General features: G+C 66.6%; 13 protein-coding genes. 2 read left to right on the top strand and 11 right to left on the bottom strand.

The annotated features are described in order from the left end of the window. Positions 1 to 58: 58 nt before the first annotated feature. The 9 genes from X566_RS08130 to ubiE form a co-directional block, all read right to left on the bottom strand. A complete protein-coding gene (locus X566_RS08130) occupies positions 59 to 781 on the bottom strand; it encodes a nucleotidyltransferase family protein (protein ID WP_034468198.1) in 723 nt (240 codons plus the stop codon). 166 nt (positions 782 to 947) lie between these two features. Continuing rightward, a complete protein-coding gene (locus tag X566_RS08125) occupies positions 948 to 1,265 on the bottom strand; it encodes a hypothetical protein (RefSeq protein WP_034465107.1) in 318 nt (105 codons plus the stop codon). Between the two features lie 140 nt (positions 1,266 to 1,405). Then, positions 1,406 to 2,920 carry a tRNA (adenosine(37)-N6)-threonylcarbamoyltransferase complex ATPase subunit type 1 TsaE gene (gene tsaE, locus X566_RS08120; protein WP_034465105.1) on the bottom strand — a complete coding sequence of 505 codons (1,515 nt, stop codon included), beginning with the start codon at positions 2,918 to 2,920 and terminating at the stop codon, positions 1,406 to 1,408. After that, positions 2,917 to 5,439: a PAS-domain containing protein gene (locus X566_RS08115; RefSeq protein ID WP_034465103.1), complete on the bottom strand. Its 2,523-nt coding sequence runs from the start codon at positions 5,437 to 5,439 to the stop codon at positions 2,917 to 2,919. Before X566_RS08115 ends, tsaE begins: the two co-directional genes overlap by 4 nt. A gap of 283 nt (positions 5,440 to 5,722) precedes the next feature. Further along, entirely contained in the window at positions 5,723 to 6,145 is a 423-nt protein-coding gene (locus tag X566_RS08110) for an Rrf2 family transcriptional regulator (protein WP_034465101.1), read from the bottom strand. A 96-nt stretch (positions 6,146 to 6,241) separates the two neighbouring features. Then, on the bottom strand, positions 6,242 to 6,700 hold the full coding sequence (dut, locus tag X566_RS08105; protein ID WP_034465099.1) for a dUTP diphosphatase: 459 nt from the start codon (positions 6,698 to 6,700) through the stop codon (positions 6,242 to 6,244). Continuing rightward, positions 6,697 to 8,106 (bottom strand): bifunctional phosphopantothenoylcysteine decarboxylase/phosphopantothenate--cysteine ligase CoaBC, encoded by a 1,410-nt coding sequence (gene coaBC, locus X566_RS08100; protein WP_034465097.1) that lies wholly within the window; start codon positions 8,104 to 8,106, stop codon positions 6,697 to 6,699. The genes dut and coaBC overlap by 4 nt, the downstream gene beginning before the upstream one ends. 97 nt (positions 8,107 to 8,203) lie before the next feature. Beyond that, positions 8,204 to 9,775, bottom strand: coding sequence for a 2-polyprenylphenol 6-hydroxylase (gene ubiB / locus X566_RS08095; RefSeq protein ID WP_034465095.1), 1,572 nt, complete (start codon positions 9,773 to 9,775; stop codon positions 8,204 to 8,206). Then, complete coding sequence (ubiE, locus tag X566_RS08090) at positions 9,772 to 10,536, bottom strand: bifunctional demethylmenaquinone methyltransferase/2-methoxy-6-polyprenyl-1,4-benzoquinol methylase UbiE (protein ID WP_034465093.1); 765 nt, start codon at positions 10,534 to 10,536, stop codon at positions 9,772 to 9,774. The genes ubiB and ubiE overlap by 4 nt, the downstream gene beginning before the upstream one ends. A gap of 134 nt (positions 10,537 to 10,670) precedes the next feature. Here ubiE and X566_RS08085 point away from each other — a divergent pair, with 134 nt between their 5' ends. Next, a complete protein-coding gene (locus X566_RS08085) occupies positions 10,671 to 11,051 on the top strand; it encodes a glyoxalase superfamily protein (RefSeq protein WP_034465091.1) in 381 nt (126 codons plus the stop codon). A gap of 84 nt (positions 11,052 to 11,135) precedes the next feature. Then, a complete protein-coding gene (gene mutM / locus X566_RS08080; RefSeq protein WP_034465089.1) occupies positions 11,136 to 12,017 on the top strand; it encodes a bifunctional DNA-formamidopyrimidine glycosylase/DNA-(apurinic or apyrimidinic site) lyase in 882 nt (293 codons plus the stop codon). Between the two features lie 9 nt (positions 12,018 to 12,026). Here mutM and X566_RS08075 read toward each other — a convergent pair whose 3' ends face one another. Further along, entirely contained in the window at positions 12,027 to 13,409 is a 1,383-nt protein-coding gene (locus X566_RS08075) for a serine protease (protein ID WP_034465088.1), read from the bottom strand. 108 nt (positions 13,410 to 13,517) lie between these two features. Beyond that, a complete protein-coding gene (gene clpS / locus X566_RS08070; protein ID WP_034465086.1) occupies positions 13,518 to 13,826 on the bottom strand; it encodes an ATP-dependent Clp protease adapter ClpS in 309 nt (102 codons plus the stop codon). Positions 13,827 to 13,869: the final 43 nt, after the last annotated feature.

Below are 13,869 nucleotides of genomic sequence, written 5' to 3'. Positions count from 1 at the left end.
CTCATTGTTTAAGCATGGTCTCTTCGGAAAACCGCTTCCCGGTTTCCCGGATCATGCTTTAGGCGACGCTTGCGAGCATCGCGCGTTCGGCCGCGCCGATGGCGTCGGGCGTTCCGACATGCATCCAGGTTCCCTCGAGCCGCAGGCCGTACAGGCGGCCGGCGGCCTCGGCCGTGGCGAACAGGTCGGGCAAGCCGAACTCGCCCCTTGGTGCTCCCGCGAACAGCTTCGGCGAAATGATCGCCGCACCGGCGTAAACGAACGGCGCGATCTGGCTTTCCTTGCGCTTGTGCAGCGTGCCGTCGGTCGCCATCGTGTAGTCGCCGCGTCCGTCATAGCCGATGCTCGTGGCCGTCGGCGCCATCAGCATCAGCATGTCCATCCGCGCCGGATCGAAGGTTTCCGCCAGCCGCAGCAGATTCGGCCGCACGCCATCGATCCAGAGCGTATCGGCATTGAGATGGTAGAACGGCGCATCGCCGAGCAGCGGCAGTGCCTTCACCACGCCGCCGCCGGTGCCGAGGATTTCGTCGCGCTCGTCGGAAATCACGATCCGCGGGTGCTTGCGGCCGGCAAGATGGCGGATGATCTGGTCGGGCAGGTAATGGATGTTGACGACCGTCTGCTCGACGCCGGTTTCCGCGACCTTGTCGAGCACATGGTCGAGCAGCGTCTTTCCGGCCACCTGCACCAGCGGCTTCGGAATTTTCGCGGTAATCGGCCGCATGCGCAGTCCAAGACCTGCGGCAAGCACCATGGCGGATGTCGGTTTCGCCGGCATTGAAGGAATCATCTCGATGTTGCGCGAGTGTAGATGAAGTTGCATGGGTCTGCCAGGCGTGGTTCCAACCTCGCCCGGATAATCGCGCATTGTTACACCGCTAAGACAGGCAGGCCGGGGTGATGGCGGATGAGCCGAACGCGAGACGCGGAGTCCGGTACGGGACTCATGCGTCGACGGATTGTCCGTTGGCGCGGCGGTTCTTCTTCTTGTCGGACTGCTTCAAGAATGTGGCGCCGACCTGATCGCCATTGACCCAGGCAAGCTCGCAGCGACGATAGGCGAGTCCGGTGGACGACAGCAACAGGAAGAACTCCTTCAGGTTCAGCCCCTCGACCGAGCCCTCGACCGTCAGCCGTGTTCCGGTTTCGGAGATTTCCTCCATTACGCAGTTGCGCCGCCATGTGCCGTCGATGCCCATCATGTGCGCGCTGATGCCGCGCTCGAAGCTGACGCGCTCGCCCTTGTTGCGTTCTGAGGCCATCTTTTCTTCCCCTCGCCCACGAACCTCTGCGGATCCGGCAGCGGTCCCTGATCTCGGCACGGATGCCCGGCCAGAGTATTCGGCCGGAGGCTAACAAGGGGTAAAGAGGGCCGGCCTCGCGCTGGGGTTGCGGCGGCGGCTCAGTCGGGCGGCGGCACGTTCGCGGCAGTCCATGCGCGAACCTCGGCCAGGGCCGGATGGGCCAGCGCGCGGTTGAGATAACCCCAGATGCGCGGCAGATGACGCAGATATTGCGGCTTGCCGTCGCGACGATTGAGCCGGGCGAACACGCCGAGCAGCCGCGTGTTCCGCTGCGCCGACATCGCCGCATAGGATTGCGCGAAGGCCGCCGCGTCGAATCCAGGATCGTCCTGCCGCCGTCCGCGCACGTAGTGCGAGACGAGGGCAAGCTCCAGCGCTTCGGCGACATCGGCGCGCGTATCCTGCGCCAGCGAGGCGACGTCGTAGGCGTGCGGGCCGAGCACCGCATCCTGGAAGTCGATGATGCCGACGCGGCCGATGCCCTCGCGTGCGCCGAGCCAGAGCAGGTTGGGCGAGTGATAATCGCGGATCACCCAGGTCGCAGGCGCGCGCAGCGCCTGCTGCAGGACCGCGTGCCATAGATCGACGAAGCTCTCGCGTATCGCGCGGGTCACCGCGACGCCACGATGCGGCAGATACCAGTCGAGCAGCAGGCTGACCTCGATCAGCATCGCGTCCACATCGAACGATGGAATGACGTAGTCCGCGCGCCCCTCGACCGGCAGCGCCGTCGGCAGCGGCTGCCGATGCAGCGCCACCAGCGCGTCGATGGCGGCCTGGTAGCGCTCTTCGATCGGCAGCGGCGGTGTGCCGGCGAGGACGCCGTCGGATCCGAGATCCTCGCTGATCAGGAAGCCGGCATCGAGATCGGTGTGCAGGATTTGCGGGGTCGAGAAACCGCGTGCGTGCAGGCCGTTGCCGATCGCGACGAACGGCACGATGTCCTCGGCGAGATGCACCGCGGCGAGATAGGATTTGCCGTTGTAGATCAGATGCGGGTCGGAACGGGCTGGCATGTTCATCAGGATGGTCGAGCGGTCGTCGGCGAGCAGCCGCGCATAGGAGCGGGTCGAGGCGTCGCCTGCCATCGGCTGCCGCGTCGCCGTGATCGCGCCGGAGCGTTCGAGAAAGGCGCGAAGGCGCGCCAGCCGCTCGACGGTCTGCGCCGCTGAACCATATCCGGTGAGCGTCGCGGTTCGTGCCTCGGCGGTGTCGCTATGGCTGAAGGCGATGTCGATCCGATCCTCCGGCAGCAGGTTTGCGGCGCGGTCGGGCCATTCGAGCAGCACCAGCGTCCGGTCCGGGAACGGCACCAGGCCAAGCTCTTCCAATTCGTCGGGATCGTTGACGCGGTAGAGGTCGACGTGAAGAACCGGGATCGACAGCTCGTAGCTCTGAGCGAGCGTGAAGGTCGGGCTCGGCACCTCCAGCATCGGATCGTTCGCAAGATGGCGAATGAGGGCGCGTGCCGCGGTGGTCTTGCCGGCACCAAGGTCGCCGGAGAGCGTGATCGTATCGCGGGCGCCGATCAACAGGCCGAGGTCAGCCATCAGGGCGGCCGTTGCGGCTTCCCCTGCAAGCGCGGTCGTGAAGGAGAACGGCGTCGCGCTCATGGGTCGATGCCGCTGTTCGGCGGTTCGGCAGGGAATTCGCAGGTCACCGTGGTCCCGCGTCCGACGGCCGAATCGATGCTCACGCGTCCGCCATGCATCTCCACGAACGAGCGGACCAGGGCGAGGCCGAGGCCGGCGCCGCGGTGGCGCGACCCGTTGGCGTTGGCCTCGAACCAGTTGAACACCTTGTCCTTGCTCTCGGGTGGAATGCCGGGGCCCTGATCACTGACGGAGAAGATGGTGCGGCCGCCATGCTGGCTGGCGCGCAGCACCACCCGGCCGTCGTGCGGCGAGAAGCCGACGGCGTTGGCGAGCAGGTTGTAAAGCACCTGCACGACGCGACGCTCGTCGGCGATGAAAGGCGCGTCGGCGCCGATGATCTCGACATCGAGGGTGATGCGGTCGGTCTGCAGCCGGTCCTGCACGCCCGCCGAGGCCTGGTCGATCGCCTTGCGCACATCGACCGCTCCGAGATTGAGCGACATCGCACCCGCATCGATGGTGGCGAGATCGAGGATGTTGTTGATGATCGCCAGCAGCGCGTTGGTCGACGCGGTGATGTAGGAGAGATACTCGCTTTGTTTCGGCGTCAGCGGGCCGGTCGCGGGATCGCTGAGGAAGTGCGCGAAGCCGATGATGGTGGTGAGCGGCGAGCGCAGCTCGTAGGAGACGTGATGAACGAAGTTGACCTTCATCCGGTCGGCGGTCTCCAGCGCCTCGTTGCGTTCGCGCAAGGCGCGTTCGACGTTCACGCTGTCGGTGACGTCCTGGAACGTGAGCAGCGTCGCGCCATCGGGCAGCGGCATCGTCATGCAGTTCAGCACGCTGCCGTCCTTGCGCTCGATCTGCATCATCAGCGAATTGCGGTTGTCGATGCCGGTGATGGCGCCGCGCAGCGTCTGCCAGGCGTGCTCGTCGTCGAACAGCGGCTGGCACCACTGCTGCACGGTGGAGATGTGCGGCTGCTGTTCCAGCGCATCCGCCGACAGCTGCCACATCCGGGCGAAGGCGGGATTGAACAGCCGGGCGCGGCCATTGCTCGCGAACACGGCGACCGCTTCGGCGAGGTTGTCCAGGGTCGCCCGCTGTACGCGGATCAGCGCGTCGAACTGCCGTTCGAGATCGAGGCTTTCGGTCGCGTCGTCGAACAGATAGGTGACGCCGCCTTCCGGATTGGGTGTCGAGATCACGCGCAGCGTGCGTCCGTCCGGCAGGTGCCACTCGTCGTTCCTGGCTTCGGTGGAACGGTACGCCTCGTGCAGCCGCGCCTTCCACTGGCGGAAGTCGTGCTGTTCGGGAATCTTCCGCGCTGCGCGCAGCCTGTCGAGGATGGCCGCATCGCTCGGCCCGGTGTTGAGAAAGCCGACGTCGAGGTCCCAGAGCCGGCGGTAAGCTTCGTTGAAGAAGATCAGCCGCTGCTGGCCATCGAACACGGCGACGGCAGAGGAAAGCTGGTCGAGCGTGCGCCGGTGGGCATCCGCCATTCGCGTCAGGCTGGCACGCAGGCTCGAGGCCTCGCTGGCGTCGATGGCGATGCCGGCGGTGCCGGAGCGCAGCGCCACCGCCTGCACGTCGAACATCTTGCGCTCGCCGCGGATGACCACCGGCAGCCGCTTGGCGAAGGCGGCGCGTTCCGACAGCGCGCGGGCCATCTCATGCCGGTCGGGGCTGTCCAGCAGGTGGAGGTCGCGGCTGACCGCGTCGGCGCTGGAGGCGGCTTCGGTGGCAAGGGCGTAGGCCGGGTTGGCGAAGCTCAACGTGCCGTTGGCCCGCCGGACCCAGACCGGCGATGGAATCGCGGTGGCGAAGCCGCGCAGCACCTCGGTCTCCTCCTGCAGCGCGTTGTAGCGGATCGTCATCTCGGCGAGATCGCGACGCAAGCCGCTCAGCTCGCGAAAGCGGAGGATCGCCTGACCGCCGACGATGCGTCCCACCGCCTCGACGGCGCGGCCGGTCAGCGTGGTCAGGTTGAGGGCGAAGCTTTCGGCGTGATTGCGCAGGCCGTCGACGGCCCGTTCGAGCTGCAGCGACGGCTCCGGCGCGAGCCAGGTCCCGAAGGCGAGCAGGCGTTGCGGCGATCCATCCACCAGCAGCAGCGATGGATCGCCGGCGATCTGGGGAAAGTCGTCGCCGGCGCGCCAGGCCACCACCACCTGCGGCTCGCTCAGCAACAGCGCCTTGCTGCGGTCGTTCTCGGCCTGCAAGGTCTGAATTTCCGCGCGCAGGCGCTCCTCGTTCTCCGCCGCGCGCGTCCGGGTCCGCATCAGCAGGATCGCGGAGACGACGGAAAAGCCGAGAATGGCGCAGGCGAGGGCGAGCGCGACGAACTCCTGGCGATCGATGCCGCCGAGCGCCGTCAGCAGGCGATCAAATGCGGCGCTGTCGGTTGCTGCGTTCCCCTGCGCGAGCGCCGGATGGGCGCCGGCCGGCAGGGCCAGCGCGGACGCAAGGAGGACAAGGCTGCGAGGGCTGGCGCAGGACAGAAATGCCCGACGCATCGCATGGATCATGCCCCCCATTGGCTTTGCACCCCAACACCTGCTGCGCCCCGCCACGCCCCCACAGCCTGGCGCGCAAGGCCCTGCGGGTGTGACACGACGCCGAATTCTGGACAGTCCCGGGTGACGCGTGACGGTCCGGGATTCAAGCGCGCTGCGCGCCCTTCGCTTGCTCGCGAATCAATTCAGAATATCCCCAACAGGACTCCATGGGTAAGAGTCCAGATCGTGAACGCAGGGTCGCGCGCCACGCAGGATCGCTGCATGGCGTGCGTGAGGCGCGACGAAGGATGCTCGGGTTCCGTTACTCGCCGGCAACCTTCAGCGCGGCGGCGCGGTTGGCGAGCGCCTCGATGGTGATGCTCTTCAGCGTGTCCGACATCATCCGCTCGGCGAGATCGAGACTCGGCAGGATGACCCGCGCGACCACCGGGTTGCGCTTGAGCGGCGGATACGGGTCGTTGTTGTCGGCGAGCGCGGCTTGCAGGATCTCGGCCACCGTCAGGGACGACGGCGGCCGGCCGAGGCGGTAGCCGCCATGCGGCCCGCGAATCCCTTTGAGGATGCCGACATGCACCAGCATCTGCAGCATCGGTTCGAGGTAACGCGGCGCGAGATTGTAACGGGTCGCAAGTGATTTCGCGGAGAGGGGGCGCTCGGTTGCGTTGAGGGCGATATCGAGCACGGCGAGAATCGCCAGCAAGCCACGGGTAGGAACGAGGGACATTAAACGTACATCGCGGTCATTTTTTGCGGCGGTACCGTATTAAGGCGGTTCCATGCCGTCGAGACCGCGGCGACGTTGTCCAAAGGCGAATATGAATTATCGGCCGGTGGAGCCGAATCCGCCGGTGCTACGAAACGTCTCAGGGAGGACCGTCGTGCTGGAGAGCTGCGCGCGGGACACCGGGGCGATCACCATCTGCGCGATCCGCTCGCCGCGCCGGATCAGGAACGGTTCGTCGCCGAGATTGATCAGGATCACGCGAATCTCGCCGCGATAATCGGCGTCGATCGTGCCCGGCGAATTCAACACTGTCACGCCGTGCTTTAGTGCGAGGCCGGAGCGCGGCCGGACCTGCGCTTCCATGGTCGGCGGCAGCGCGATTGCCAGCCCGGTCGGGATCAGCGCCCGCGCGCCGGGTGCCAGCGTGACGGGCTCGTCTTCGGCGACCGCGGCGAGCAGATCGAGACCGGCGGCCTGTTCGCTCTGGTAGGCGGGAAGCGGCAATCCCTCGCCGTGCGGCAGGCGCTGCACCGGGATAACGATGTCGTTTGTCACGGGGTCTTGTCCGTCATGGCGTTGGCGATCCGGGCGACCAGGCCCTTGGCGACGTCGTCCTTGTCCATCGCCGGCCAGGACTCCACCCCGTCGCGGGTGACGATGTGGACGGTGTTGCGATCGCCCCCCATCACGCCGCCTGCCGGCGATACATCATTGGCAACGATCCAGTCGCAGCCCTTGCGTTCCAGCTTGGCCTGCGCGTTGGCGAGCAGGTTCTCGGTCTCGGCAGCGAAGCCGATGACGAGGCCCGGACGCCGATCGCCGAGCTTGGAGACGGTGGCGAGCAGGTCCGGATTCTCGATCAGCGACAGCGACGGAATCGCGCCGGCTTGCTTCTTGATCTTCTGCGTGCCGGCGTCGGCCACGCGCCAGTCGGCGACGGCGGCGGCGAAGATCGCGCAATCGACCGGCAGCGCCGCCTCGACTTCCTTCAGCATGTCGCGCGCCGATTCCACCCGCGTCACCGCGACGCCCGCCGGCGCCGGCAGGTTGACCGGTCCGGAGATCAGCCGCACGTCAGCCCCGGCGGCGGCCGCCGCCGCCGCAATCGCATAGCCCTGCTTGCCGGAGGAGCGGTTGGCGATATAGCGCACCGGATCGATCGGCTCATGCGTCGGACCGGCGGTGATCAGAATGCTCTTCTTGCGCAACGGGCCGCTGCGTTTGGGATCGAGCAGCCGCGCGGCCGCGGCGGCGATCTCCAAGGGCTCCGCCATCCGGCCAACGCCCGCTTCGCCTGCTTCGGCCATTGCGCCGGCATTCGGCCCGACCAGCAGCGCGCCGCGTTTGGTCAGCCGCGCCACATTGCGGCGGGTGGCCGCGTTCGACCACATCAACGGATTCATCGCAGGGGCCAGCAGGATCGGCCGGTCGGTCGCCAGCAGGATCGCGGTGGCGAGGTCGTCGGCATGGCCGTTCGCGATCTTCGCCATCAGGTCGGCGGTGGCGGGGGCGACCACGATCAGGTCGCAGTCGCGGGCGAGGCGGATATGCCCGGCGTCGAATTCGCTCTGCGGATCGAACAGGTCGGTATAGGAGCGCTCGTTGGCCAACGCGCTGGCCGCCAGCGGGGTGACGAATTGCTGCGCGGCCTGGGTCAGCACACAGCGCACATGCATGCCCCGATCCTTCAAACGGCGGATGAGGTCGAGCGACTTATAGGCGGCGATGCCGCCGCCGATGATCAGCGTCACCTGCCGCAGCCCGCCGGGCAGCCCCGAGCGGTCTGGGGATACGCCGTCATGCGCCAGCGGCATATCCTCTGCGGCGGAGCGGGGGCCGGAGGCCGCGTCCCGCAGGATGAAGCGGACTTCGTCCTCCACCGAGCGGCCGTTCTGAGCGGCGCGCAGGCGGAGCTGCGCCTTCAGCGCCTCGTCGAGCTTGCGGATGGTGAGACTGGCCATAAGACGATGATATCATTGATTGCACTGCAATCAATGATATCAAAATTGTATTCAGGTGCAATCGCCGCGTGGAAGCCTGAGCGAAAGCCTCGAAGGCCTAGCGCAGAATCCAGACCGCCGCGAACAGGGCGATGGCGATCGCCCAGATGCCGGCGGCCAACCAGCGGCTCTGCCGCCTCTCGGCGCGGCCGATCGCCTCGACCGTCTCAGGTGCCAGCAGCAGACCATTGCGGGTGATGGCTTCCGCCCGGTCCAGCAGGGCGACGCTGCGGGCGGCGATCGCCGGCAGGCCGGTGGCGATCTTGCCGAGATCGCTGGCGCCGGTGACGGCCCCCTCGATCTTGCCGATCGGGCCGAGGTTGCGCTCGATCCATTCCCTCACCACCGGCTCCGCCGTACTCCAGATGTCGAGCTTGGGATCGAACCCGCGCGCCACACCCTCGACCACCACCATGGTTTTCTGCAGCAGCAGCAGTTCGGGCCGCGTCTCCATGTCGAAGATGGCCGTGACCTCGAACAGCAGGGTCAACAGCTTGGCCATCGAGATTTCCTGCGCCGTGCGGTTGTGGATCGGTTCGCCGATCGCGCGGATGGCTTGGGCGAAGTTCTCCACCGAGTGATACGGCGGCACGTAGCCGGCCTCGAAATGCACCTCGGCGACGCGCAGGTAGTTGCGGGTGATGAAGCCGTAGAGGATTTCCGCGAGGAAACGCCGCTCGCGCAACCCGAGCCGCCCCATGATGCCGAAGTCCACCGCGACCAGCCGCCCGGTATCGTCGACGAACAGGTTGCCCGGATGCATGTCGGCGTGGAAGAAGCCGTCGCGCAGCGCGTGGCGCAGGAAGCTCTGGATGACCTTGCGCGCAAGGTCCGGCCGGTCGACGTGGGTCGCGTCCAGCTTGGCGTGGTCGTTCAGCGCGATGCCGTCGATCCATTCCATCGTCAGCACCGAATGCGCGGTGCGGTCCCAATCGACTTTCGGCACATGGAAGTCGGGATCGTCGCGGGTGTTCTCCGCCATCTCCGACAGCGCAGCCGCCTCCAGCCGCAGGTCCATCTCCATCGCCACCGACCGGTGCAGCGTTGCGACGATCTCGCCGAGCCGCAGCCGGCGGGCGTCGGCGGATAGCGCCTCCATTTGGCGGGCGGCGTACTTGAAGGCGTCGAGATCGACCTTGAAGCTGTGCGACACGTCCGGCCGCAGCACCTTCACCGCCACCACGTGGCGTTTGCCGTCTTTCTCGATCTCGGCGCGATGCACCTGGGCGATCGAAGCTGCCGCAACCGCAGGCCCGAAGCTCACATAGCTGTCCTGCAGCGGCCGGTCGAACGCAGCGACGATCGTCGCCTCCGCATCGGCTTGCGGAAACGGCGGCATGCGATCCTGCAGGCTTTCCAGATCGCGCGCGAGATTGACGCCGACCACGTCGGGTCGGGTGGCGAGAAACTGACCGAGCTTGACGTAGCTCGGGCCGAGATGGCGCAGCGCCGCCGAGATGCGGCCGATCGACTTGTCGGACTTCGGCGCCTCGATCAGGCGGCCGAGCCTCTGCGCGAAGCGCGCGGCGGGCGGCAGGTCGGCGGGATCGACGATGCCGAACACGCCCGCGCGGGCAAAGACGAAGCCGGCGCGGGTGAGCCTGGCGAGGTGAATCAGCGAAGAGATCACAAACGCCAGCCCGAATGCAGCGCGACGATGCCGCCGCTCATGACGTCCCACTTGGCGCGGGCGAAGCCAGCCTCGCGCATCATCTCGGCGAACGCGTTCGGTCGCGGAAACCGCCGAATCGATTCGACGAGGTAGCGATAGGACTCCGCGTCGCCCGTGACCATGCGTCCGAGCTCGGGGATCACCTTGAACGAATAGAGTTCATACGCCTTGTCGAGACCCGGCATATCGACGTTGGAAAATTCGAGGCAGAGAAAGCGGCCGCCGGGTTTCAGCACGCGATAGATTTCGCGCAGCGCCTGGTCGATGCGCGGCACGTTGCGGATGCCGAAAGCGATGGTGCAGGCGTCGAAGCTCTTGTCGGCAAAGCCGAGCGACTCGGCATTGCCCTCGACAAAGCTCACGCGGTCGTCGTGAAATTTCTTCGCGGCCCGCTCGCGGCCGACGGCCAGCATCTCGGCATTGATGTCGCAGACGGTGGCGTGGAAGCCGTGGCCGGCGATCTCGGCTGCACGAAATGCGATGTCGCCGGTTCCGCCGGCGAGGTCTAGCAGCGCGAAGGGCGCGCCGCCGCGCGGTGGGTTGAGGCTGCCGATCATGGCCGCCTTCCACGCGCGATGCATCCCGCCCGACATCAGGTCGTTCATCAAATCGTAGCGGCGGGCGACGCTGTGGAACACATCGTCCACCATCGCCTGCTTGTCGCCAAGCGGCACGTCGCGGAAGCCGAAATGCGTCGTGCGGTCGCTGTCTTGAACCATTCCATCCTCTCAAGGCTGGCCGGGACCATAGCCTGCCATGCCGCGCCGCGCTACAAGTCGGCGCGGGCGGGCCGGCCGGCCTTTCTTTGCGCCGGGACATGGTTAACCCGCAATCCCTCAATGGGCAGGCAGTCATGGCGATCACATTTACGAACACGGTCCCGGTCTTGCGGATGTTCTCGATCGAGAAGGCTCGCGAGTTCTACATCGGCTATCTCGGTTTCGCCGTCGATTGGGAACACCGGTTCGAGCCGTCGACGCCGCTCTATATGCAGGTCTCCCGGGCCGGCCTGTTGCTCCACTTGAGCGAGCATTACGGCGACTGCGCCCCCGGCGCCAAGGTCTTCGTGGAGATGACGGGCGTGGCCGCGCTGCATGCGGAGCTCACGGCGAAGGCTTACAATTACCTGCGGCCGGGGCTCGAGCGGGAGCCTTGGGGCGCGACCAGCCTAACGGTCATCGATCCGTTCATGAACAGGATCGTTTTCAACGAATCCGATCCGAAGACCGCATGATAGCTGCCAGCTTCTGGCAGCGTTTCTGTGTTAGAGCGGGTTGCGAACGGACTGGCGCCGTTTCGCGTGACGTAGGAATCGTCGATGCCTGAACTGCCCGAGGTCGAAACCGTCCGGCGCGGACTGCAGCCGGTGATGGAAGGGGTCAAGATCGCCCGCGTCGAAGCGCGCCGCGGCGATCTGCGCTTTCCCTTGCAGAAGGATTTCCGGGCGCGGCTCGATGGTCAGGTGGTCACCGGCCTCGGCCGCCGCGCCAAATATATCCTGGCCGATCTCGCCTCCGGTGACGTGTTGCTGATGCATCTCGGCATGTCGGGCTCGTTCCGCGTGGTCGAAGGCGCCAACGGCACGGTGCCGGGAGACTTCCACTATCCGCGCAGCGAGGACCGTACCCACGATCACATCGTATTCCATATGGCCTCCGGTGCGACGATCGCGTTCAACGATCCGCGCCGGTTCGGTTACATGAAGATCGTCAAGCGCTCGGAGATGGAGCAGGAGCCGTTTCTGAAGGCGCTCGGGCCTGAGCCGCTCGGCAACGCGTTCGATGCGGCGATGCTGGCGCGCGCCTGTGCCGGCAAGAAGACCAACCTGAAGGCGGCCCTGCTGGATCAGCGCGTGGTCGCCGGTCTCGGCAACATCTATGTCTGCGAGGCGCTGCATCGGTCGCACCTGTCGCCGAAGCGGGTGGCATCGACCTTGGCGTTGCGCAGCGGCGCGCCGGCGGATCACGCGAAGCGGCTGGTGAGTGCGATCCACAGCGTCCTGAACGATGCCATCAAGGCGGGCGGGTCGTCGTTGCGCGATCACCGCCAGACCTCCGGTGAGCTCGGTTACTTCCAGCACGCCTTTCGCGTCTATGATCGCGAGAACGAGAAATGTCCGACGCCGAAGTGCGGCGGGACGGTCAAGCGCTTCGTGCAGGGCGGCCGCTCCACCTTCTGGTGCCCGACCTGCCAGAAGTGACGCAGCGCGTTACTTCCGCACGCAGATGATCCGCAGGACCGACGCCTTGGCATCGGTCTTGGCATCGGTGTTGGCATCGGTCTTGGTGTCGGCCGTCGGGGTCGTCACGGTGTTGGCCGCCAGAAACGCGCGCAGCTGATCGGCGGACACGAGAGCGGCTTCATTGGCGGGCGCGGTCAGAGCCGTGCCTGCGACCACGACGGGTTTCAACAGCACCATTCCGGCGAACCTGCCCTCGGCGTCGACTGCAGCGGCCCCGGCAAAGCCGAGCCCCGGCGCCGGCGCCAGCGTGGTCGGAGACGTCAGCGTGGTCTTGACCGTGCTCACCGCGCTGCCGCCGCCTTGGCTTTGCGGATCGGCGATGCCGGTGAGCATCAGCGCAGGCTTCGCGGCCGTGCCGGCCATCGCCAGCGGTTTCAAATCGCGGGCGCCGTAGACGCGCAGCAGCGCGATGTCGTGGGTCTTGTCTTCCGCCACGCGGTCGGCGTTGCCATGGCCCGGCACGACGATCGACTGACAGCCATCGACCACCTGGCGATCCGTGACGATGGCGCCGTCGGCGCTGACCACCAGGCCGGTCGCATACTCGACTGTCCTGCGCGGCGGCGGTGCGTCCGGTTGCGCCGTGCCGGTCGGGAACGCGGTGAACGCGCTCGACATGGCGATCACCACCGGCTCCATCGTGCCTTCGGTCGCTTGATCGTAGAGCACGGTCATGCCGCGCACCTCGCTGCCGCGAAGCTGGCCGCGAATGTAGAATTTCTTCAGCCCCTGCAGCCCGGACAGCACGAAGAAGTCCGGCCGCACCACGCTGTAGTCCACCCTGCGGCCCGCGGGCTCTTTCCGCTCGCGATCGGCGATCGCAGCGATGGTGAGATTGCTGTCGCGCCGGCGCCAGGTTTCGATCTGGATCTGTCCTTGCGCGGAGCTCCATTTCGAACCGGTGGTGTCCGCCATCGCGCTCATCTGCGGCACGAGCTTGGTCGGAATGCCGAGGCGGATGCCGTTGATCGGGTCCTGCGCGATCGTCCAGCCGACGTCGTTCTGCAGCTTCTTCGCGGCGGTTGCGAGCGCAGCCCGTTCCTGCGGCGTCAGCAGGCCGGTCGGTTTGCCGCCGAGGTCTTTCTGATAGGCCCTGATCGCCGTCAGCATTCGCTCGGAGACGTCGCCGGTGATGCCGCCATTGTAGAAGCTGACCCACGCCAGGTCGGATTGGATCGCGATCCGCTCCGCCAGCGGCAGGGCCTTGACGGTGTCGATCGGCGTCTGCGGAGCAGCTGGTTTCGCCGGAGGGGAGGAGGCCGCAGGCGGCGCTTTCGGTGCCGGCGTCTGGGCATCGGCCTGCCAGCAGAGTGCGGCGACCAGCAGGGGAGCGAGAGCCAGCGATTTCATGAGTGAGGTCCGCAGTGTGATTCCGAAGTGGACGGAGCTAATCACAGGTGTTGGGTCGGCAGAAGCAGCCAGCGGGTTCAAGCCATGCGGCCGCAGGACATGTCCGGGCTATTCTTCCGGTTCGGTGGTGAACATCAGCGGATAGCCTTTCGAGCGGCCGAGGTCGGTCGCCCGCGTTGCCTTCGTTTCGGCGACGTCGCGGGTGTAGACGGCGACCACGCAGACGCCGCGCCGGTGCGCGGTGATCATCACCTTGTAGGCTTCGTCCTCGGTCATGCGAAACTCGGCCTTCAGCACCATCACGACGAATTCGCGCGGCGTATAATCGTCGTTGATGAGGATGACCTTGTGCAGCCGCGGCCGTTCGACCTTCGGCTTCACAGCGGTTCGGGGTTTGACGATGGTGGTCTGTGCCATCGGGAGGGGCGCTCCGGACGCGAACGACGGCCCAGTGTCTCAC

It is taken from the genome of Afipia sp. P52-10 (assembly GCF_000516555.1).
Classification (GTDB): Bacteria; Pseudomonadota; Alphaproteobacteria; order Rhizobiales; family Xanthobacteraceae; genus P52-10.
The sequence above is the reverse complement of the archived record's forward strand: the minus strand, read 5'-3'. Positions and strand labels throughout refer to the sequence as shown.